Below are 21,744 nucleotides of genomic sequence, written 5' to 3'. Positions count from 1 at the left end.
CTGGGAAGATCTCCCCGGAGCTTCACCCAGGCAGCCGGAGGAGACATGCCCCACACGCCCCGCGTCCGTGAGCACCCCCTGGCCGGCACCCGGGGGGCGCTGGCCGTGCACGAGTGGCCGCACCCGGCTCCGCGCCTGCTCGTGCTGGTGGCGCACGGCTACGGCGAGCACGCGGGCCGGTACGGCGAACTGGCGGACGTCCTCACCGGCCACGGCGCGGCCGTGTACGCGCCGGACCACGTCGGCCACGGCAGGTCGGCCGGTGAGCGGGTGCTGATCGAGGACTTCGAGGACGTCGTCACCGACCTGCACCGCGTGGCCGGGCCGGCTCGCGCCGCGCATCCCGGTCTGCCGCTCGTCGTGCTCGGCCACTCCATGGGCGGCCTGATCGCGGCCCGGTACGCGCAGCGGTACGGCGACGAGGTGAGCGCGCTGATCCTGTCCGGTCCGGTGATCGGCGCGTGGAAGCTGCCCGGGCGGCTGCTCGCCCTCGACGAGATCCCGGACACCCCCATCAGCCCCGCCGCGCTCTCCCGCGACCCCGCCGTGGGCGCCGCCTACGCCGCCGACCCGCTGGTCTGGCACGGCCCGATGAAGCGGCCGACGCTCCAGGCGTTCGTGCGGACCCTGGAGACGGTCGCGGAGGGCGGTGACATCGGCCCGCTGCCGCTGCTGTGGCTGCACGGGGACGACGACCGGCTGGTGCCGCTGCCCGGCAGCCGGGTGGGGGTGGAGCGGCTGAGCGACGGCCGGGCGACCGAGCGGATCTACGCCGGGGCACGGCACGAGGTGTTCAACGAGACCAACCGGGCGGAGGTGTTCGCGGACGTGACGCGCTTCCTCGACGAGGTACTCCCCCGCTGACCCGCGCACCGCTGACCCACACACCGCTGATCCGCGCACCGCTGACCGACGGCTCGACGGCTCGACGGCTCGACGGCTCGACGGCTCGACGGCTCGACGGCTCGACGGCTCGACGGCTCGACGGCTCGACGGCTCGACGGCTCGACGGCGTCACCCAACCAAGTTCGCGGGCAGCCGAGTTGAAGAGCAAACCGTTCGGACTGACGTCCGAATTCCCCCTGCGCCGGGCCACTTGACCATGTCAGACTGCTCGCACGCCCCGGGTGAGCGCCGGGACCCGCCGAGCGGAGGAGTGGCACGTGACGGGCACGGGACCGGACGTCCAGGAGATCGACACCACCCGGCCACATCCGGCCAGGGTCTACGACTGGTTCCTCGGCGGCAAGGACAACTACCCCGTCGACGAGGAACTCGCCCGGCAGATCACGGCCATCGACGGGGGCGCCCCGAAGGCCGCCCGCGCCAACCGCGCGTTCATGCGCCGGGCCACGCGGGTGCTGGCCGAGGAGACGGGCATCCGCCAGTTCCTCGACATCGGCACGGGCATACCGACCGAGCCCAACCTGCACCAGATCACCCAGTCCGTCGCCCCGGACACCCGCGTGGTGTACGTCGACAACGACCCGATCGTGCTGGCCCACGCCGGCGCGCTGCTGCGCGGTACGCCCGAGGGCGTGACCGAGTACGTGCAGGCCGACGCGCGCGACCCGAAGAACATCCTCGAACAGGCTTCCGCCGTCCTGGACTTCGGCCGACCCGTCGCCCTCTCCCTCATCGCCCTGCTGCACTTCGTCGCGGACGAGGACGGCGCCCGCGAACTGGTGGCGACCCTTGTCGACGCGCTGGCGCCGGGCAGCGCCCTGGTGCTGTCCATGATGACGGCCGACTTCGAACCGGAGAACGTCCGGCGGGGCATCGCCGCCTACGCGGCGGGCGGGGTGACCCTGGTGGCCCGCTCGCACGCCGAAGTGGGCATGTTCTTCAAGGGACTCGGCCTCGTCGAGCCGGGCATCGTGTCGGTGGCCGACTGGCGGCCCGAGGGCGGGCCGGCGTACGACGGGCCGGTCTCGCTGTACGGCGGGGTCGCACTGAAGTCCTGAACGTGCCGAACCGCTGAAGTCCCGAACGCGCCCGTTACAGGGGTACGCCGACGACCCGGGCTATCGTCCGCAGCACTCCGTTGTCGTTGTTGGACGGGGCGATGTGGCGGGCCCGGCGGGCGACCTCGGGGTGGGCGTTGGCCATGGCGAAGGACCAGTCGGCGGCGTCCAGCATCTCCAGGTCGTTGAGGAAGTCGCCGAAGACCATGGTCTGGGCGGGTGTGATGCCGAGTTCGCGCTGGAGTCCGCGCAGGGCGGCACCCTTGTTGGCGGTGCGGTTCATGACGTCGACCCAGTGCTCGCCGGAGACCACGACCTGGTGGGTGGCCCGGAACTCCTCCAGCGCGGGGGCGGTGGTGTGTTCGGCGGAGCCGAAGTCGAACAGCGCGACCTTGATGACGTCGTCGTCGACGGCGGTGACGTCCTCGACCACGCGGTGTTCGACGTAGTACTTGCGCACCTCGGCCAGGAACGCCTCGTCGGTCCGCTCGACGTAGGCGGACCGCTTGCCGCAGACGACGGCTCCGGCGTCGACACCGTCCGCGACGAGCCGGCGTACCGTCCGGGCGACCCGCGCGGCGACGGACCGCTCCAGCGGGTCGGAGCTGAGCTCCACGCCGTCGCGGACCACGTAGGTGCCGTTCTCCGCGATGAACGCCATGCCCTCGGCGACGTCCGCGAACTCCCGGGCCAGCGTGGCGTACTGGCGGCCGCTCGCGGGGCTGAAGAGCACCCCGCGCCGGCGCAGTTCGGCGAGCATCGGCCACAGACCCTCGGGTACGCGCTTGTCGTCGTCCAGCAGGGTGCCGTCCATGTCGGTGACGACCAGCCGGATGTCGGCGGGGCCGGGCGGCAGGTCGGTGGCGTCGAGGAGGGGGGCGGGCGTGACGGACATGTCCTGCTTCCGGTCGGGGCGGGGTACAACACGCGAACACCGACCAGTGTTCCTCATGGCCTCCGCCGCCTCGCACGCCGGTACGGAGGGTCGTCCGGCCGTCACGCCGCGCGTTTCCCGGGACAGCGCGACCGGGCGGGCGGCACAATGTCGGCGGACGCGCCCAGGTGGGCCCGCGAGAAAGGCGGCGACGTGAGCGACAGCCACTCCCCGGTGGCGGGCCCGGTGCGGCCGGACACCTCCGTGGCGCACAATGCGCGGGTCTGGAACTACTGGATCGGCGGCGAGGACCACTACGAGGTGGACCGGCGGGTCGGCGAACACGTGGCCGGGATGTTCCCGGTGATCCGCGCCGTGGCCCGCGCGGACCGCGGCTTCCTGGCGCGCGCGGTGCGCTTCCTGGCCGCCGAGCGCGGGATACGGCAGTTCCTCGACGTGGGCACCGGGCTGCCGACGGGCGGCAACACCCACGAGGTCGCCCAGGCCGTGGCGCCCGAGTCACGGATCGTGTACGTCGACAACGACCCGGCCGTGCCGGCGCACGCCCGTTCGCTGCTCACCGGTACCGCCGAGGGGGCCACGGCCTTCGTCGACGCCGACGCGCGCGACCCGGACACGGTCGTCGCACGCGCCGCCGGGACGCTCGACCTGGGGCGGCCGGTCGCGGTGATGATGCTCGGCATCCTCAACTTCGTCCTCGACGCGGACGAGGCCCGGGACGTCGTGCGCCGGCTCATGAAGGAGTGCCCTCCGGCAGCTTCCTGGTGCTCAGCCACCCGACCTCCGACGCCGACGTCGGCGGCGAGGGCAACATCGCGGCGATGGACTTCTGGAACGCCCACGCCACCCCACCGATCACCGCCCGCTCACGCGCCGAGGTCGCCGGGTTCCTCGACGGTCTGGACCTGGTCGAGCCGGGGCTCGTGCCGTGCTCGCGGTGGCGGCCCGCGTCCGACTCGGCCGTGGTGGTGCCGCAGTTCGGCGCGGTGGCCGTGAAACCCTGACCCCGACAACGCGGAGGACCGGGGGCGCTCACCGGTTCCCGCACCGCGGGCAGCGGGCGGCTCCCGACCCGTGCACGCCGGGGCGGGCCGGCTCCCCCGGTCCGCGCGCGGCCGGGGCCGGGGCCGTCCCCCGGCCCGGGTGGCGCGGGAACCGAACCGCCGAGGAGGACGTATGACCACCCTTGCCGATCCGGTGCCAGGCGGGCGTCCCGGTGACCTGCGGCGGGTCGCCGCGCTCGGCGCGGACCTGGCCGCGCGGGGCGTGCGCGGGATCGTGCTCGCGTATGTGGACACCGCGGGCGTCGGCCGGGTGAAGGCGATCCCGACGGCGCGGCTGGAGTCGGCGGTGGCCTGGGGGGTGGGCATGTCGCCGGTCTTCGACACGTTCCTCGCCGACGACTCGGTCGTCACCACCGACGTCCTCGGCTCCCCCGACGGCGATCTGCGCCTCTACCCCGATCTCGACCAGCTGACCGTCCTGGCCGGGCAGCCGGGCTGGGCGTGGGCGCCGGTGGACCGGATCACCCAGGAAGGCGCCCGGCACCCGGGATGCTCCCGCACGTTCCTGCGCCGGATCGTCACGGAGGCCACCGAGCGACACGGCCTGGCCTTCCGGGCCGCGGTGGAGATCGAGTGGGCGGTCGGGCTGGACTCGGCGCCCGCCGGGGAGTTCGTGCCCGCGGTGTCGGGTCCGGCGTACGGCGCCATCCGGCAGGTCGAGCTGAGCGACTGCACCGCCGATCTGCTGGCGGCGCTGGACGCTCAGGGCGTGGACGTGGACCAGGTCCATCCCGAGTACGCGGCCGGGCAGTTCGAGATCTCGGTGGGCGCGCTGGACCCGGTGGCGGCGGCCGACCTCAGCGTGCTGGTGCGGCAGACGATCCGGGCGGTGACGCGGCGCCACGGTCTGCGGGTGTCCTTCGCCCCGGCGGTGCTCGCCGGGGGCGTCGGCAACGGCGGCCATCTCCACCTCTCCTGCTGGCGCGACGGCCGGAACCTGCACGCGGGCGGCGACGGCCGCTACGGCATGACGGCCGCCGCGGAGTCCTTCCTGGCCGGCGTGCTGGCCCGGCTGCCCGCGCTGACGGCGGTGACCGCGCCGAGCCCGGCCAGTTATCTGCGGCTCAGGCCCTCCCAGTGGGCGGGGGTGTTCACCGCCTGGGGCCGGGAGACCCGCGAGGCCGCGCTGCGCGTCGTCACCGGGACGGCCGGACGCCGGGACCAGGACGCCAACCTGGAGGTCAAACCCGTCGACCTGGCCGCGAATCCGTACCTCGCCCTCGGCTGCGTCATCGCCGCCGGCCTCGACGGGATCGCCGACGCACGCCCGCTGCCCGGGGAGATCACCGGGGACCCGGCACGGTACGGCCCGGACGAGGCGGCCGCCCTCGGTGTACGCCGGCTGCCGGTGTCGCTGACGGAGGCCGCCCGGGAGTTCCACTCCGACCAGGTGCTGCGGACCGCGCTGGGCCCGGTCCTGGCGGACGCGGTGACGGCCGTACGGCGGGGCGAGGCGGCCGCCGCCGAGGGCCTGGACGACGCGCGGGTGGCGGCGGCCTACCGCTGGGTGTACTGACGATGGCCGCGTCCGGCGCGCTCCAGGAGCCCCTCGCCGCGATGCCGTTGGTGGACCACCACTGTCACGGCGCCGTGACCGCGGACCTCACCCCCGCGCAGTTCGAGTCGCTGATCACCGAGGGCGAGTCGTGGCCGGGTGTCTCGTCCTTCGACAGCCCGGTCGGCGTGGCCGTACGACGGCACTGCGCGCCCCTGCTGGACCTCCCCCGCCACGCGCCGCCGGCCGACTACCTGGCCCGGCGCGCCGCACTCGGCTGGCGCGAGGTCAACCGGCGTTTCCTGACCGCCTCCGGTGCCGAGGCGTTCTGTGTGGACACCGGTTACGCCCCGCACCCCGTCACCTCCCCCGCCGAACTGGCCGCGGCCCCCGGGGCCGCCGCCTACGAGGTCGTACGGCTGGAGGGGGTCGCGGAGGCGGTCGCCGCGCGCGGTGTCGAGGCGGACGCGTACGCGCGGGAGTTCCGGGCGGCCGCCGAGGAGGCCGTACGGCGGCCCGGGGTGGTGGCGGTGAAGTCGGTCGCGGCCTACCGCACCGGCTTCGCCCTGGACCCCGCCCGCCCCGCCGGCGCCGAGGTGACACGGGCGGCCGCGCGCTGGCTCGTGGACGGCGGCCGGCTGTCCGAACCGGTCCTCGTACGGCACCTGCTGTGGACGGCCGTCGATCTCGGCCTGCCCCTCCAGCTGCACACCGGCTTCGGTGACGCGGACGTACGGCTGCACCGCGCCGACCCGGCCCTGCTGACCGACTGGCTGCACCTGACGGCCGGTACGATCCCGGTCCTGCTGCTGCACTGCTGGCCCTATCACCGTCAAGCCGCCTACCTGGCAACGGTGTTCGAACGGGTGTACCTCGATGTCGGACTCGCCCTGCACTACACGGGTCCGGCGCGTTCCCGGGCGGTGCTGGAGGAGGCGCTGGAGATCACCCCGTTCCGCAAACTGCTGTACAGCTCCGACGCCTATGGTGTGGCCGAGTTCCACCACCTGGGCGCGCTCTCCTTCCGGCAGGGGCTGGCCGCGATGCTGCAAGCCCGGGTGACCGCCGACGAGTTGAGCCTGCCCGACGCCCTGCGCGTCGCGGCCTGGACGAGCCACGACAACGCCCGCCGACTGTACGGACTGCCCGAATCCCGATCCGCCCGTGAACCCGGCGGACGCCCCACCCGGAAAGTATGATCAAGCAATGTCTGACATGACCGAGACCACACCCGGCTGGCTGACCACGGACGAGCTGGAACTGGCCAGGGCCAACATGCCGATCCTGTACGTCGAGGCGGTGCCCGTCCGCGTGGACGACAACGGCGAAGTCATCAGCATCGGGCTGCTGTTGCGCATCGGCCCGGACGGAACGGTCAGCCGGACGCTGGTCTCCGGCCGTGTCCTGCACCACGAGCGGGTCCGTGACGCGCTGTTGCGCCACCTGGAGAAGGACCTCGGCCCGGTGGCCCTCCCCCGGGTGCCGCCCTCCATGCAGCCGTTCACGGTCGCCGAGTACTTCCCGACGGCGGGCGTCACCCCGTACCACGACCCGCGCCAGCACGCGGTGTCCCTCGCCTACGTCGTCCCGGTGACCGGCGACTGCCGGCCCCGGCAGGACGCGCTGGACCTGGTGTGGTTCAGCCCGCAGGAGGCCGCCTCGCCTGCCGTGCAGAGCGAGATGCCGGGCGGGCACGGAGTGCTGCTGAAGCAGGCGCTGGCCCACGTGGGTGTCGTGTCCTGACCCGCGCCGGCCCGGGAGTTCCGCGCCGCACCGGTCCCGTCGCCTTCGTGGCGTCCGTCGTCCCCTCGCGGGCAAGTGCCCGCGAGGGTCCGCCTCTTGTGGGCGGGGCGGCGGCCGCGTCCGGCGGTGCGGGTCAGGGCAGTGGGGCGCCCCGGGCCGCGATCCACAGCTCGTACCACTCCTCGTGGGTGAGGGCGGACGGGCGGACGGCCGCGTCCCGGCAGGCACGGATGCGTGCGGGCCGGCTCGTGCCGACGACCGGGACGATGCCCGCCGGATGGTGCTGCAGCCACCACAGCAGGACCGTCTCCGGGGTCGTGCCGTGCCGCCGGGCCAGCACCTGGATCAGCGCCGCCGCCGGGGAGTCCGTGCCGTCCGTGTAGCGGCCGCCGGCCAGCGCTCCCCAGGCCTGCAGCTCGATGCCGTGGCCGGCACAGTGTTCGAGGGTGCCCTCGGGGAAGCCGACTCCGGCCGCCGCCGGGGTGTTCACGAGCACGCCCGCCTCGACCCAGTCGCGTCGGGCGAGGCTCATCTCCAGCTGGTCGACCACCAGGGGCACGTCGAGGCGGGCCTGGAGGTGGGCGATCTGCGCGGCGCTCATGTTGGAGACACCGAACCGCCGTACGAGGCCCTGTCCGTGCAGCGCGTGCAGGGCCTCGGCGATCTCGTCGGGGGCCGCCAGCGGGTCGGGGCGGTGCAGCAGCAGGGTGTCGATGACGTCGGTGCGCAGCCGGGTCAGGCTCTCCTCCACGCACCGCAGGATGCTCTTGGCCCTGAGGTCGTACAGGCCGGGCCGGTCGCCCTCGGGCAGCCGGATGCCGCACTTGGTCTGGATCTCGATCCGCCCGCGCAGCCCGGGCGTCCGGGACAGCACCTCGCCGAAGACGGCTTCCGACTTGCCGAAGCGGTAGATGTCCGCGTGGTCGAAGCGAGTGATCCCCGCGTCCAGCGCGGCCTCCACGGCGGCCTGGGCGTGGTCGACGTCCTGGGCGGTGTACGGCGTACGGTCCCAGCCGCCGCCCAGGCCCATGCAGCCGTACACGAGCCGTCCGCGGGGCAGTTCGTTCGCGCTCCCGGAGACCGGGGTACGGGCGGTCAGGGCTCCGGAACTGGCTTCGCGGGAAGGTGCGTTGCCGGACGGGCTGCCGGAACTGGCCTCATGTGGCGGGGTGTTGCCGGTCGGGGTGGTCACCGTGCGTCGGCCTCTCCCGCCAGGGCGTCCTCGTGGGGCGACTCCGCGGCACGGGCGAGGAGTTCGTCCCTGCCGATCGCGTCCGCGCGCGTCGACGGCACCGTGCAGGCGTACGCCCCGGCCACCGCCCCGTACCGGGCGCACCGCAGGGGATCCTCGCCGTCGAGCCAGCCGAACAGGAAACCGCAGGCGAAGGCGTCGCCCGCGCCGTTGGAGTCGACCACGGGAGCCGGGGGCGCGACGGCGGGAACGTGCGTCAGCTCGCCGTCGGCCAGCAGATAGGCGCCCTCGGCGCCGGCGGTGGCCACGACGATCCGGGCCCGGCCGCGGGCGGCGATCGAGCGCATGGTCGCCTCGGGGTCGGTGAGCGCGGTGGTCGACAGGAAGACGAGGTCCGCAGCCAGGGCGAAGGGCTCGTGGTAGGGGTTGACGCCGTCCCAGTTGTGCAGGTCGGTGGAGATGGTCAGGCCGGCCTCGCGCAGCAGGGGCATGGCGAGCGCGCACGGGTGGGTGATGACGACGTGGGCGTGACGGCTGGAGGCGGCCAGGGCGCGCACGGTCTCCTCGGGCAGCCGGTCGGGCTCCTGGGCGCGCGTGACGTCGTACAGCGACAGCCGCCGCCCGTCGGGTCCGACCAGGTTGACCGCGCGCTTCGTGCCGCCGGGCGAGTGGATCCCGGTGAAGGGGATGCCCCGGTCGCGGTGGAGCGCGCGGACCAGGTCACCCTCGTGGTCGTCACCGACCAGGTCGAGGTGATGGGTGCGCAGCCCCAGGGCGCTCGCTCCGAGCGCCACGAAGTCCCCGCTCTGCCCCGCGCGTGTCTCGATTCCCGGCTGGATCATGTAGCTGTCGGCGTACGGGAGCGGCAGCTCCGGGACGTGGACGATGGTGTCCACGCCGGCGCCACCCAGGACGAGGACGTCGGTCTCGGTGCTCATGGAGGTCTGCTGGTTCCTCTCGTCGACTCATCGGCTCGGGGAGCTGTGCGAGTCAAACAGTCCGCCGCACGCATGGCAAGAAGTTGCAGAAACTTGCGGCAACTCGGAGTGCCGGTCCGGCGGACCGGCGCTCGGGGTAGACCGAGCGGTCCGGCATTCGGTCGGTCCGGCACTCGGGTCGGACCGGGTGCTCGGGGCGGACCGGGCGGTCTGCGGGCGCGCCCTGGCCGAGGGCCCGCGATCCCCTTGGCATGATGGCCGTCCGGGGGTCCCGCGGACAGAACGGAGCCGGCGTCGTGCCCTTCGCGGAGTCGACCGGTGGCGGCGCGTCCGGCCCCCCTGCGCCCGCGCGGCGGTCCATGGCACCGCTGCTGACCGTGTGCACCGGGTACTTCATGGTCATCCTGGACGTCACGATCATCAACGTCGCCGTGCCGGTGGTGGGCCGGGAGCTGCGGGCCTCGCTCACCGGCATCCAGTGGATCACGGACGGGTACACCCTGGTCTTCGCCGGGTTCCTGATGACCGGTGGCGCGCTGGGCGACCGGCTGGGCAACCGGCGCGTCTTCCGCGCGGGCGTCACGGTGTTCACGGCGGCCTCGGCCGCGTGCGCCGCCGCGCCGGACGCCGCGTTCCTCGTCGCGGCCCGGCTGCTGGAAGGGCTCGGCGCGGCGCTGATCGTCCCCGGCTCGCTCGCCCTGCTCCAGGAGGCCTACCCGCTGCCCGCGGCGCGTTCGCGTGCCTTCGGACTGTGGGGGTCGATGGCGGGCATCGCGGCCTCCGCCGGACCGCTGCTGGGCGGGCTGCTGGTGTCCACGGCGGGCTGGCGCTGGGTCTTCCTCATCAACCTGCCCGTCGGCGCGGCCTGCCTGGTGCTCACATCGAGGTACGTGGCACCCTCACCGCGCCGGCCCGGCCGGGCCCTGGACTGGCCGGCGCAGTGTGCCGTGGTGGCGGCGGTGGCCCTGCTGACCGGCGCGCTGAACGAGGCGGGCCGGCGCGGCTGGTCCGACCCCCTCGTCCTCACCGGGCTGGGCCTGGTCGTACCGGCCGTCGGGGCGTTCGTGTGGCGCGAGCGGCTCGCCCGGTCTCCCGTTCTTCCGCCGCGCCTGCTCCGCTCGCGCGCCATGACCGGCGGGGCCGCCGTCGGGCTGCTGTTCAACTTCGGCTTCTACGGCATGGTGTTCACCGCCAGCCTGGACTTCCAGCACCAGCGCGGCTTCGGTGCCCTCAGGACCGGACTGGCGCTGTTCCCCGCGGTGGCGATGACGATGTTCGCCTCCGTGCTGTCCGGGCGGCTCGCCCGCCGTACCGGGGACCGCCCGCTGGTGGTCACCGGCATGCTCCTGGGCGCCCTGGGCCTGGCCGGCTGGGCCGCGGCGGGCACCGATCCCGCCTACCCACTGCTGGTGGCCCCGATGATGGCCGTCGGATTCGGTACGTCCTTCGCACTCACCGGTTCGACCGCCACGGTGATGAGCGCCGCGCCCCCGGCGTACGCGGGGGCCGCCTCCGCCCTGTTCAACACCACCCGTCAGATCGGCAGCGCCAGCGGCGTGGCCCTCGGCGGCAGCCTGCTCGCCACGAGCGCGGGCTACGGCGCCGGAGTGCGCACCAGCATGGCCGTCGGCGCCCTCGCCTATCTGATCGCGGCGGTCCTCGCGTGGGTGTGCGTACCGGGCAAGGGGCGGGTGGGCGGCCGGTGACCTGTGCCCGGATCGGGGACCCTCCCCCGTTCCCACCCCGCCCCCGCTCCCGTTCCCGCCCCGTTCCCGCCGCTCAGGAAACGAGCGTCTGCTCCTCCAGCTCGGTCAGCTTCACGGTGTACAGGCCGCCGCGTTCCGCCTTCACCTCCGTCACCTTGAGCTGCGTTCCCGGCGGGAGGATGAACTCCTCCTCGTCCCTGAACGCGGAGAAGTCGCGGATGCCCACGGCCTGGAGGGGCCGCACCTCGAAGAGCGTGCGCTTGCCGCGGCCGCCGAGGAACGCCCGTGCCACGCTCAGCTTGGGCGTGCACGAGGACACGCCCCACCAGGTCACGGTCCGTCCGAGGGGGTACTGGGCGCGCAGGTCCAGCGACACCCCGCGCCACAGCGGCTCCCGGCGCGCGGGAAGCCGCGAGACCGCGGAGAACAGCAGGCGCAGATACGGCAGGTACGGCACGATCCTGGACCGGTCCGGGGCGCGCAGGGCGGCGTTGATCTCCCGGTAGAACGCCGACTCGCAGGTGTAGAGGTGGAGGGCGGCGATCGCGTCGGCGGACAGGCCGTCGGCCGTCTCGTCGGCCCGCCGCTTGCCGAAGTCGTACGACCGCTCGACATGCCGGTCGAGACCCGTCAGCAGCCTGGCGACCGGGCCGGAGGCCTCCCGGAAGTCCATGAGCGGGGTGTCGAACACGCCGGTGATCTCGGGGAGGACGAGTCCCTCGTCCTTCACGCCGGCGAGCCGCTCCAGATACAGCTGGTGCAGTTCCATGGTGGACGCGATGAACGCTCCCATGCGCTCGGCGACCTCGCCGTCCGTCCCGTCGCCCTGCGCCGGATGCTGGTTCCAGCCCTTGCTCGGCAGCCAGTCGATCGCGTCGGCGCCAAGCGAGGCGAGGGCGTCGTTCACCACGCCGAAGTGATCGCCCTCGCAGAAGATGTCGCCCTGGGCCGCCGGATTGGGGTGGTCGATATGGCGGACTTCGACGTCGGGGTATTTCTTCTGGAGCTGGAGGACGATCTTCTTCAGATTGCGCGCGTGCGCACCCCACCACGCGAAGACGACACCCCGGTCCTCCTCGTCCGCGTCCTGCTTGGCGCGCAGGATCTCCTCGACGGTGCGCTCGACGACGGGCCGCCAGAACGCCGTGTGCCGATCGGTTCCCATCGCCCCGTCAGCGCTGGCGGTGAGCGCCGCGTTGAGCAGCAGCACGCCCTGCGTGAGCATCGCCTGGAACCACTCCGGCGGCTGGACGGTGTCCTGCTTCTTCAGAAGCGCGCGGATGTCGGCGATCGGGGTCTTCTTGGGTATCCCGTACTTCCACATCGCCGCCGCCTTGATGATGCAGCGGATGCTGACGACCCTGCCGAACTGACTGTCCTTCCAGTCGTGGAAGGTGTTGTCGAACATGGCGATGCCGGTGGCGCTCTCCGGCCGCGGGTAAGGGTTCTGGCCGAAGACGACGACCTTCCACTTGTGCGGCGGGTGGGGCTTGAGCGCCTGGAAGGTCAGCTCGCGGACCGGGACGACCTCGGGTCCGCGCCCCGGGCCGATGAAGTCGGCCGCGTCCGGCTGCGCCTCGATGACGGGCTTCAGCAGCGGAAGCCACGTTTCACCGCCGCCGTCGAACAGGCCGGCCAGGCCCAGCGGGTCCTGAGGGTCGGGCGTGACAGGGGTGTTGGCATCGCTCATGGTGGCGGGACTCCGGGGTGTCGAACCGTACCGATCGGGAACGGGCGGCACGTTAACAGCGGGGTCTGACATCGCGATCGGCGTCAACAGAGTCCGGATCGCACCTTTTGATCCACTGTCAGTGGTGGGCGATAGCGTGGTGATCACCGAATTGGACAGCCGTTTCTCGATGGGAGCGAACCATGACCGCGGACCGCGTACGGACGCCGCTCAGGGTGGTACTGACCGACCTCGACACGGACGTGGTGGAGGCTTGGCGGGCGGCGTTCGCCGACACCCCCGGAATAGAGATCCGCCAGGGCTCGATCCTCGACGAGAAGACCGACGCCTGGGTCACCCCGACCAACTCCCGGGGCCGGATGGACGGCGGAGTCGACGCGGCCATCAAGCGCCACCTCGGGGCGGGCATCCAGCTGCGCGTGCAGCGGGCGATCCGCGACCGGTTCGCGGGCAGCCTCCCCGTGGGCAGCGCGGTGTGCGTGCCGTCGGGGGCCGTCACCCCGAAGTTCCTGATCTCGACGCCGACGATGGAGACGTCCTCGCAGAACGTGAGCCAGACCCTGAACGTGGCGCTGGCCTGCGCCGCCGCGTTCCAGGCGATCCTCCGGCAGAACCAGCAGGCGCCGGGCAGCATCGAGTCGGTGGCTCTGGTCGGCATGGGCGCGCGGACCGGCCGGGTCCCGGCGCGGGTGTGCGCCAACCTGATGTGGACCGGCCACACGCTGTACCACGACCACCACTTCGAGGACTACGACGACCTGCGCCGCACGGTCGTCGCCCAGCTCGACGACATCGAGAACGCCCCCGTCGAGCGCCGGGTGCGCATCGCACCGCCCAAGCGCCCGGCCTCCCGCCGCTGACGGCCCGACCACCGATCACCTGCCCGCGGCCACCGCTCCCCGGCCGGCGGCCACCGGACCCGGACTTCAGAGGTCCAGGACGACTTCGGTGGTCGGCTCGCTGCAGCAGACGAGCACGGTGCCGTGCTCGGGGGGTTCGAGGGGTGGGGTGGTGTAGGCGATGTCGCCTGTCACGAGGGGGGTGACGCAGGTGTGGCAGACACCGGTACGGCAGGACCAGCGAGTGGGGATGTCACAGGCCTCGGCCAGTTCGAGGAGGGACGCGTAGCCGGACGACCACGGGGTGGCGATGCCGCTGCGGGCGAAGGTGATGAGCGGGCCGGTGCCGGCGGGGCCGGACGGCTGGTGCGGCCGGGTCGCCGCGGCCGCGACGACACCGGGGGTGATGGCGGGCAGGGCGCTGAACTGTTCCGTACGGATTCGCTCGGGGCGCAGGCCGTGATCGCGCAGGAGGGCGCCGAAGTCGTCCATGAAGGCGAGCGGTCCGCACAGATAGGCGTCGGCGTCGGTGGGGATGTCCATGGCCGTGAGGGATCGGGCGGTCGGGCGGCCCTCGGCGATGTGGGCCTCGGCGATGTGGCTCTCGGTGATGTGGGCGGCGCCGGGCTGCGGGGGCTCGGCGGTGTAGTAGATGTGCTCGTGCGCGTGCGGGAGCCGCGCCAGCAGGGCGTGGGCCTCGTCCGCGAAGGCGTGGTGGGCGCGGTCGTGGGCGATGTGCACCCACCGGACGGGGCGCGGGTCTCGTGCGGCGGCGAGCCGGTGGAGCATGGCGAGCACGGGGGTGGCACCGATCCCCGCGGAGGCGAGGACGACCGGACGGGTGCCGTCTTCGAGGACGAAGGTTCCGCGCGGGCGGGCGACGTCCACGAGGTCCCCGGCACGGAGCGTGGCGTGGAGGTAGCCGCTCACCTGGCCGTGGGGCTCGCGCTTGACGCTGATGCGGTAGGTGTCCGCGGTGGGCACGGACGACAGCGAGTAGCTGCGCACCGCGGGGGCGGTGCCGTCGACGGTGAGCCGGAGCGAGAGGTACTGGCCGGGGCGGGCCTCGGGCAGGGGCGTGCCGTCGGTGGTGGCGAGGTAGATCGATGAGACGGTCGGGGTCTCGGGGACGATGCGCGCGACGCGCATCGTCCTGAAGCCCGGCCATCCCGGCTCCTCTCCGGGCCGCCGGCCGTCGGGGCGTCCGCCCTGCCGACCCGCCTCGCCTCCGGGCAGCCGGGCGGCGAGTTCCCGGAAGGACTGCTGCCATCCGGGGCTGAGGACGGGGATCTCCAGCGCCCTGCGCAGCTTCTCGGGGTCGCGGTCGGGCAGGTAGAGCAGGGCGTCGGTGTCGGCGACGCTGAGTTCCTCCGGGCCTTTGCGGATCAGGACGATCCCGTCGCCCGCTTGGACGCGTCCCTCGGTGGTCACGCCGGGCAGAACGTCGTCGCACACGGCGTCGACCGCGGCCTGGGCGCCGACGAGGTCAAGACCCGCTGACCCGGAGCGGACTCAGAGCGGGGAACCGGTGGTGATACGGGCGCAGTCCGTGACCATGGCGGCGAGAGAGCCCCGCGTGCGCAGGAGTTCGCGCTGCAAGCGCGCGCCGTTGCCCCGGTCCAGCAGGTCCGCGATGCCCTCCCGGACCCGTTCCTCGTCGCCGTACTCGGCCAAGGCCTGCCGGACATGGGCGTACAGCGCCCGGACGGCTCGCTCCGCCGACGTCTCCGTCATGGTCTGCGGGTGGAGGAGGGGGCCGTCCAGGCCCGACCGGCCGGCCCGCCATGCCGCCAGCCGGAGCAGGTGCGTGCCGATGCGGGCGGGCGGCTCCCCGGCGCGCCAGGCCCGGGCGGCGGTCTCGACGAGGGCCCGGACGAGGGCGGCCAGGAGTACGGGGGTCCTCGCGTCGAGGCACACGTCGGCCACTCTGATCTCCACGGTGGGGTAGGACGCCGACAGCCTCGCGTCGAAGTAGACCATCCCCTCGTCCTGCAGCACACCGGTGCCGAGCATCGCACGGACCTGCTCGTGGTAGCGGTCGGCGGACCCGAAGACGTCCACGGGGCCGGCCGAGGGCAGCCGGTTCCACACCCGGCTGCGGTAGCTCGCGTACTCGCTGTCCTCCCCCTGCCAGAAGGGGGAGTTGGCGCTCATCGCGGTCAGCACGGGCAGCCAGGGACGGATCCGGTCCAGCACCGCGACGCCTTCCTCGTCCGACTCGACCGAGACGTGGACGTGACAGCCGCAGGTCAGCTGTTCCTGCGCGGTCAGGCCGAACTGCCTGCCCAGCCAGTCGTACCGCTTCCCCGCGTTCATCGAGGGCCTCGCGGGCAGCGGTGAGGTGGCGAGGGCCGCGACGAGCGCCCCGGCGGACGCCGCGTGCCGGCGGGCTTCGGCGCGGCACCGGACGATCTCGTGCTGGAGTTCACCCATCTGCGTCACCGGCCGGGTGGCGAACTCCAGTTGCTCCTGCTGCAGTTCCTTCTCGAAGGCGTGTCCCGGCCCACCCCCGTTCGGTGGCGGCTGCCCGGCCGACCGGTCCGCGGCCGCCAGGAAGGCACCGGACAGGGCCAGCGGCTCACCGCTGCGGGCGTGCACCAGCAGCAGCTCCTCCTCCACGCCCACGCTGCGCATGCCACCCTCGCCCATCGTCCCCCCAGCCGTCGCGCCGCCTGCCCGTCCCGGGCAGGCCCGGGGTATGGGCGCCTGCTCCGTCCCAGCGCCTGCCCAGTCCCAGCGCCTGCCCAGTCCCGGCGAACACCCGGCCCCAGCGACTGGGGACAAACGGTACGTATGTCCGTCTGGCCGAAATTCCGGCCGCCAAACCTGGCTCACCGCGAGTCCCGGTCCCGGGTCGGGAGTTTTCGCCCCGACGGCGGAGCCGGGACGGTCAGGGGGTCGGTGCCGGGACGGTCAGGGGGTCGGTGCCGCCGGCGCGGACTCGGGCTCGCACTCCGGCTCGGGCTCGGGCTCGGGCTGCCAGGCGCGAGCGGGGACGACGAGCGGGCCGCCGGTGACGGGGTCCGGGACGACGACGCAGGGAAGCCCGAAGACGTCCTGGACCATCTCGGCGGCGACGATCTCCTCCGGCGGCCCCTGGGCGACGATGCGGCCGTCCTTCATGGCGACGAGGTGGTCGGCGTAGCGGGCGGCCTGGTCGAGGTCGTGCAGGACGGCGCCGACGGTACGGCCGCGTTCGAGGTCGAGCCCGCGCACCAGGTCCAGGACCTCCACCTCCTGGTGCGCGATGTCCAGGTACGTCGTGGGCTCGTCGAGGAGCAGCAGGTCGATGTCCTGGGTCAGGGCCATGGCGATCCACACCCGCTGCCGCCGGCCGCCGGAGAGTTCGTCCACCAGGCGGTCCGCGAGATCGGCGGTGTCGGTGCGCTCCAGGGCCTCGAAGACGGCCCGCTCGTCGGCCTCCGACCACTGCTGCCACCACTTCTGGTGCGGCCCGGACGCAGGTCGGACGGTCGAGAGGGAACGTCAGGTGGCGGGCTCCAGCACCGGATGTTTCACCCACCGCGGTACACCCGACGCGCCCCGCGCATCGCGGTGGGGTCGCAGCGTCGTCGCGGCGGGGTCGCGGTGGAGGCGCGGTGGGACCGCAGTGAGCCCGCGGCGGGCTCACAGTAAGGCTGCGGTGGGGTCAGGCGTCGGGGCCCGAAGCCGCCGGGTCCGGCAGGTAGCTCGCCAGGCCGCGCAGGATGATCTCCAGGCCGGTGTCGAACCGCTCGTCGGAGGATTCCGTCACCATCATCCCGGCCAGGGCGCGCAGATGGGGGAAGTCCTCCGCGGGCAGGGACGCGAAGTAGTTCTGCATCTCGTCGGCCATCTCGCGCCAGTCGGGGCGGGCCAGGGAGGAGCCGCCACCGCCGTGCCGGGCGGCCCGGTCCTGCCACATGCCCTCCTCCAGCACGAACCCGTCGATGTAGGTGGAGATGAGGTCGCCCGCCTCCACCACGATGCGGTCGGGCAGTCCGGCGGTACGGAAGACGGCGAGCAACGCCTCGACGTGCGGGAGCAGTTCGGCCGTGAAGGGGACGTGAGCCATGGAGATCCTGGCCATGTCGCGGTGGGCCAGCAGCCGCTTCCGCCCGGAGCGCGCGTAGTCCCGGACCTGCTCGCGCCACCGCCGCGGATCGGGCTCGGGCATCTGGAAGCCGTCGAAGAGCCGGGTGTACATCAGCTCCAGGAGATCGTCCTTGGAACTGACGTGGGCGTAGAGGGCGGAGACCGTGACCCCGAGTTCCGCCGCCACCTGGCGCATCGACAGCCCGTCGAGCCCCTGCCGGTCCAGCACGGCGAAGGCCGCCTCGACGACCCGGTCGCGGGACAGCGGTGCGCGCGCGGGGGCGGCGTGCGGACGAGCGGGACGCTCGCGCTCCCAGGGAGACGGCGGAGGGGATGCGGGGTTGCCGGCGGCCGCGTCGGTCATGAGGACAGTCTAGGCGCCGGGAGAACAGTGTTCTCCCTCGGTGAGCAGGTCCGCCGCACGCGAACGCGATATATCTTGTCCGCGCATCGAAGTTGCGCTATATCTTAATGAACGCCGTTCACCAGGTGAGCAGTGTTCTGTTAAAGTGAACACTGTTCTCTCGCGCGTCCGGCCGTTGCGTCTCTCCCGCCTTGCCGACGAGTCGGGAGGGCGCATCCGACCGTCATTCCTTCCATCCATCACGTCGCGCCCGCGGGTCCTCACTCCGGCGCGGCCGATCCGCGAGGAGTTCCGATGTCCACCACGGATGTCGCGTCCACCGAGACGCCCCCCGACGCACCAGCGCCTTACCGGTGGCGCTGGGCCGCGCTCTTCGTGATCCTCGCGGCCGAGGTGATGGACCTCCTCGACGCGGTGGTCACGAACATCGCCGGCCCCTCCATGCGGGCCGACCTCGGCGGAGGCGCCTCCACTCTGCAGTGGCTCGCCGCCGCCTACACCCTCTCGATGGCCGTCGGGCTCGTCACCGGAGGACGCCTCGGGGACATCTACGGGCGCCGCCGGATGTTCATGGTGGGGGCCGCCGGCTTCACCCTGGGCTCGCTGCTGTGCGCGATATCCGCCTCGCCCGAGATGCTGATCGCCGCGCGCGTCGTGCAGGGGCTGTTCGGCGCGGTGATGCTGCCGCAGGGCCTCGGCATGATCAAGGAGATGTTCCCGCCGAAGGAGTCCCAGAAGGCCTTCGGCATGTTCGGCCCGGTCATGGGACTGTCCGCGGTGTGCGGGCCGATCCTGGCGGGCTGGCTCGTGGACGCCGACTACTTCGGCACCGGCTGGCGGATGATCTTCCTGATCAACCTGCCGCTGGGCGCCGCCGCCCTCCTCGGCGCGCTGCGCTACCTCCCGAGGGGCCGGTCCGAAAGCCGGCCGCGCCTGGACATCCCCGGCATGCTCCTGGTCTCGCTGGCCGCACTGCTCCTCATCTTCCCGCTGGTCCAGGGCCGTGAGTACGACTGGCCCGTGTGGACGTTCGTGATGATGGGCGCCTCGGTGGTCGTCTTCGTCGCCTTCGGCAGGTACGAGGCGGCCCGCAGCAAGGCCGGCCGGGACCCGCTGGTCGTCCCCAGCCTCTTCCGCAAGCGCGGATTCAGCGGCGGCATGATCCTCGGACTGGTCTTCTTCTCGGCCATGCAGGGCTTCATGCTGGTCTTCAACCTCTACACCCAGATCGGCCTCGGCTACTCGCCGCTCAAGGCCGGACTGGTGATGGTGCCCTGGTCGGGCGGCATGATCGTCGGCTTCGGGATCGCCCAGGGTGTCGTCCGGTTCGGACGCACCGTGCTCCAGGCGGGCGCGCTGGTCATGGCGCTCGGCGTGTTCGGCGTGTGGCTGACCCTCGACACGGTGGGCAGCGGCGTCGGCCCCTGGCAGCTCCTGCCGTCGCTGCTCGTCACCGGCATCGGGATGGGCCTGCTCATGGCGCCCTTCTTCGACATCGTGCTCGCCAGCGTCGAGCAGCACGAGACGGGTTCGGCGTCCGGCACCATGACGGCGGTCCAGCAGCTCGGCGGCGCCTTCGGCGTGGCCATCCTCGGCACCGTGTTCTTCGGCCTGCTGGGCGGCGGGATCGCCACCGCCGTCGACCACCACTCGGCCGGGCTGCGGGGGCAGTTGGCCGCCGCGCACGTCGCGCCCGCCGCTCAGGACCGCGTCGTGAGGGACCTGCGCGCCTGCGCCTCGGACCGCGCCGTCGCCAAGGACCCCGCCGCGACCCCGGCGTCCTGCGCACGCCTGGAGAAGGACACCCGGTCCGCCATCACCTCACCCCAGGCCGGCGCCCGGATACCCGCCGCGCTGAAGGTCACCGCGTCGTCGGCCTTCCAGAGCGGTTTCGGCTCCGTCATGAAGACGGTGCTGTGGATCGTCGACGGCATGCTCGCCCTGACGTTCCTGCTCGCGTTCCTCCTGCCGCGCCACGCGCGCCCCGAGGGATCCGGCGGCCACTGAGCCGGGCCCGCACGGGCACAGCGACAGGCACAGACACAGGCGCAGCCGAACGGGACGGCCGGGCACCCCTGAGGAGGGGCGCCCGGCCGTCCCCTTCCGCCTCCCCGCCGGCACCGGAGTCTCGCGGCCGGCGCTTGCGGCACTGCGACGCGAGGGCCCGCGCCCCTGTGGTCCCACCGGCGGGGAGCCGTACCCACGGGGGCCACCCGCCGCGGACCGACACCCATCGCGGACAGCCCCGGGGCCGCCCGCAGGCTGCGGGGCGCGTACCGTGCCCGCGGGCGGGGACACGCACGCGAGGGCGGACGGCGGGACGCGCCAGTACGCCGACGCGCGCACCGCACACCCCTCACCCGACACACCCGCCACCACACGGCCCGCGCCGCCCGAACCGCGCCGCCCGAACCGCCCCGCCCCGCCCCGCCCCGCCCCGGAAGGACGAGCCCCGTGCTCACGTCGTACGCAACTCATTTCGACACGCCCGCCGGATACCTCGACTTCGCGCGGTTCGGCCCGCCGTCACGGGACGCCGTGGCCGCCACGGCGCGAGCCATGGAGGAGTCCGCCCGCGCCGACCACACCACCGTGGACGGACTGATGCGCGCGGAAGAGACCGCGCGGGACACGGTCGCACGCCTCGCGGGCGCCGACGCCCGGCACACCGTGCTGCTCCCGAACGCGTCCACCGGCCTGTTCCACGCCGCGCTCGGCATCCGGGAGGGCGTGGTCCTCGCGCCGCGCACCGACTTCCCCGCCAACCACTATCCGTGGCGCCGTGCGGCGCACCTGGGCAGGGCCACACCGCGCTGGCTCGACCCGGCGCCCGGCGGCGGGGTCACCCCCGGCCTGGTCCGCGCCGCGCTGACCGACGACGTCGTCGCCGTGGCCGTCAGCGCCGTGGACTTCCGCACCGGCTTCCGTGCCGACCTGGGGGCACTGCGCGAGGCGATCGGGCCGGACCGGCTGCTGATCGTGGACGCCATCCAGGCGTTCGGCGTGGCCGAGATGGCCTGGGACGCGGCCGACGTGGTGGTCGCGGGCGGTCAGAAATGGCTGCGCGCGGGCTGGGGCACCGGCTTCGCCGTGCTGTCCGACCGTGCGTTGGAGACCCTGGAGCCGGTCCTCACCGGCTGGACGGGCGTCCAGGACGTCGGCATCTTCGACGGGGCGGAGCACTCCCCCGCCCCTGACGCGCGACGGTGGTCGATCACCAATCTGAGCCCGGTGGCGGCCGCCTCGTTCGCGGCCGCGCTGGACCTCGTGGAGCGGCACACCGTCGCGGCGATCGAGGCCACGATCGCCGCGCGGATCGCCGAACTCACCGAGGTCGTCAGGGAGTATGGCGGTCACGTCCTCTCCCCCACCGACCCGGCACGGCGCGCGGGCATCCTCTCCTTCGCACTGCCGGACCGCGATCCGTCCCTCGTCGCGAAGGCGTTGCACGCCGAGGGTGTCACGCCGACGGTGCGCACCGACTCGCTCAGGTTCTCCCCGCACGCCTCGACCCCGCCGGGGGTGTCCGAACGGGTCGCCGCCGCGCTGTCGTCGCAGAGGCACTGAACCCTGCCGGACGCCGCCCCCACGGCCCGGCCTGCCGCCGGGTCCGCCCGCACCCGCCCACGCCCGCAGCCGCCCGCACCGGCTCACACACGCACGCGCGCACGCGTCGGCCGGAGCGGGCGCCAAGCTCCGGCGCCGCTTCCGCCACTCAGTACATGGCGGCCCGTCAGCGGCAACTCACCGACACCTTCATCCGTCGGCCGCACCCCCGCA

At 73.3% G+C, this 21,744-nt stretch carries 16 protein-coding genes and 2 pseudogenes; 10 read left to right on the top strand and 8 right to left on the bottom strand.

Annotated features, from left to right (window positions below):
• The first annotated feature begins 45 nt into the window (after positions 1 to 45).
• Both OIB37_RS31055 and OIB37_RS31050 read left to right on the top strand, forming a co-directional pair.
• Entirely contained in the window at positions 46 to 864 is an 819-nt protein-coding gene (locus tag OIB37_RS31055; protein ID WP_330460926.1) for an alpha/beta hydrolase, read from the top strand.
• A 299-nt stretch (positions 865 to 1,163) separates the two neighbouring features.
• Complete coding sequence (locus tag OIB37_RS31050) at positions 1,164 to 1,964, top strand: SAM-dependent methyltransferase (RefSeq protein ID WP_330460925.1); 801 nt, start codon at positions 1,164 to 1,166, stop codon at positions 1,962 to 1,964.
• Positions 1,965 to 1,998: 34 nt separating this feature from the next.
• Here the strand turns inward: OIB37_RS31050 and OIB37_RS31045 are convergent, their stop codons facing one another.
• Positions 1,999 to 2,859, bottom strand: coding sequence for a Cof-type HAD-IIB family hydrolase (locus OIB37_RS31045; RefSeq protein ID WP_330460924.1), 861 nt, complete (start codon positions 2,857 to 2,859; stop codon positions 1,999 to 2,001).
• A gap of 192 nt (positions 2,860 to 3,051) precedes the next feature.
• On the opposite strand from OIB37_RS31045, the pseudogene OIB37_RS31040 reads away from it, so the two are divergent.
• From OIB37_RS31040 to OIB37_RS31025, 4 genes and pseudogenes are all read left to right on the top strand, one after another.
• Positions 3,052 to 3,863 (top strand): annotated as a pseudogene (locus tag OIB37_RS31040) (SAM-dependent methyltransferase).
• Positions 3,864 to 4,035: 172 nt separating this feature from the next.
• Positions 4,036 to 5,439: a glutamine synthetase family protein gene (locus OIB37_RS31035; RefSeq protein WP_330460923.1), complete on the top strand. Its 1,404-nt coding sequence runs from the start codon at positions 4,036 to 4,038 to the stop codon at positions 5,437 to 5,439.
• Between the two features lie 2 nt (positions 5,440 to 5,441).
• Complete coding sequence (locus tag OIB37_RS31030) at positions 5,442 to 6,617, top strand: amidohydrolase family protein (protein ID WP_330460922.1); 1,176 nt, start codon at positions 5,442 to 5,444, stop codon at positions 6,615 to 6,617.
• A 16-nt stretch (positions 6,618 to 6,633) separates the two neighbouring features.
• Positions 6,634 to 7,161 carry an NUDIX hydrolase family protein gene (locus OIB37_RS31025; protein WP_330462033.1) on the top strand — a complete coding sequence of 176 codons (528 nt, stop codon included), beginning with the start codon at positions 6,634 to 6,636 and terminating at the stop codon, positions 7,159 to 7,161.
• A 133-nt stretch (positions 7,162 to 7,294) separates the two neighbouring features.
• Here the strand turns inward: OIB37_RS31025 and OIB37_RS31020 are convergent, their stop codons facing one another.
• Positions 7,295 to 8,353: an aldo/keto reductase gene (locus OIB37_RS31020; protein WP_330460921.1), complete on the bottom strand. Its 1,059-nt coding sequence runs from the start codon at positions 8,351 to 8,353 to the stop codon at positions 7,295 to 7,297.
• Positions 8,350 to 9,291, bottom strand: a complete 942-nt coding sequence (locus OIB37_RS31015) for an adenosine kinase (protein WP_330460920.1) — start codon at positions 9,289 to 9,291, stop codon at positions 8,350 to 8,352. Before OIB37_RS31015 ends, OIB37_RS31020 begins: the two co-directional genes overlap by 4 nt.
• A gap of 296 nt (positions 9,292 to 9,587) precedes the next feature.
• Here OIB37_RS31015 and OIB37_RS31010 point away from each other — a divergent pair, with 296 nt between their 5' ends.
• Positions 9,588 to 10,997, top strand: a complete 1,410-nt coding sequence (locus OIB37_RS31010; RefSeq protein ID WP_443058225.1) for an MFS transporter — start codon at positions 9,588 to 9,590, stop codon at positions 10,995 to 10,997.
• A gap of 73 nt (positions 10,998 to 11,070) precedes the next feature.
• Here OIB37_RS31010 and OIB37_RS31005 read toward each other — a convergent pair whose 3' ends face one another.
• Entirely contained in the window at positions 11,071 to 12,687 is a 1,617-nt protein-coding gene (locus tag OIB37_RS31005) for an ADP-ribosyltransferase domain-containing protein (RefSeq protein WP_330460919.1), read from the bottom strand.
• 182 nt (positions 12,688 to 12,869) lie between these two features.
• Here OIB37_RS31005 and OIB37_RS31000 point away from each other — a divergent pair, with 182 nt between their 5' ends.
• On the top strand, positions 12,870 to 13,547 hold the full coding sequence (locus OIB37_RS31000) for a macro domain-containing protein (RefSeq protein WP_330460918.1): 678 nt from the start codon (positions 12,870 to 12,872) through the stop codon (positions 13,545 to 13,547).
• Between the two features lie 66 nt (positions 13,548 to 13,613).
• Here OIB37_RS31000 and OIB37_RS30995 read toward each other — a convergent pair whose 3' ends face one another.
• The 4 genes and pseudogenes from OIB37_RS30995 to OIB37_RS30980 all read right to left on the bottom strand — a co-directional run bounded on the left by OIB37_RS30995 (position 13,614) and on the right by OIB37_RS30980 (position 17,964).
• Positions 13,614 to 14,981, bottom strand: a complete 1,368-nt coding sequence (locus tag OIB37_RS30995; RefSeq protein WP_330460917.1) for a 3-alpha domain-containing protein — start codon at positions 14,979 to 14,981, stop codon at positions 13,614 to 13,616.
• A 57-nt stretch (positions 14,982 to 15,038) separates the two neighbouring features.
• Positions 15,039 to 16,160, bottom strand: a complete 1,122-nt coding sequence (locus OIB37_RS30990) for a glutamate--cysteine ligase (RefSeq protein WP_330460916.1) — start codon at positions 16,158 to 16,160, stop codon at positions 15,039 to 15,041.
• 279 nt (positions 16,161 to 16,439) lie between these two features.
• A pseudogene (locus tag OIB37_RS30985) lies at positions 16,440 to 16,979 on the bottom strand (ABC transporter ATP-binding protein); the annotation flags it as partial.
• A 196-nt stretch (positions 16,980 to 17,175) separates the two neighbouring features.
• A complete protein-coding gene (locus tag OIB37_RS30980; protein WP_330460915.1) occupies positions 17,176 to 17,964 on the bottom strand; it encodes a TetR/AcrR family transcriptional regulator in 789 nt (262 codons plus the stop codon).
• A 294-nt stretch (positions 17,965 to 18,258) separates the two neighbouring features.
• Here OIB37_RS30980 and OIB37_RS30975 point away from each other — a divergent pair, with 294 nt between their 5' ends.
• Together OIB37_RS30975 and OIB37_RS30970 are read left to right on the top strand one after the other, a co-directional pair.
• A complete protein-coding gene (locus OIB37_RS30975; RefSeq protein ID WP_330460914.1) occupies positions 18,259 to 19,971 on the top strand; it encodes an MFS transporter in 1,713 nt (570 codons plus the stop codon).
• Between the two features lie 447 nt (positions 19,972 to 20,418).
• Complete coding sequence (locus tag OIB37_RS30970; protein WP_330460913.1) at positions 20,419 to 21,531, top strand: aminotransferase class V-fold PLP-dependent enzyme; 1,113 nt, start codon at positions 20,419 to 20,421, stop codon at positions 21,529 to 21,531.
• Positions 21,532 to 21,744 lie beyond the last annotated feature (213 nt).

This window comes from Streptomyces sp. NBC_00820 (genome assembly GCF_036347055.1).
Taxonomy (GTDB): Bacteria; Actinomycetota; Actinomycetes; order Streptomycetales; family Streptomycetaceae; genus Streptomyces.
Note: the sequence above shows the minus strand (reverse complement) of the source record. Positions and strands in the feature narration are given on the sequence as shown.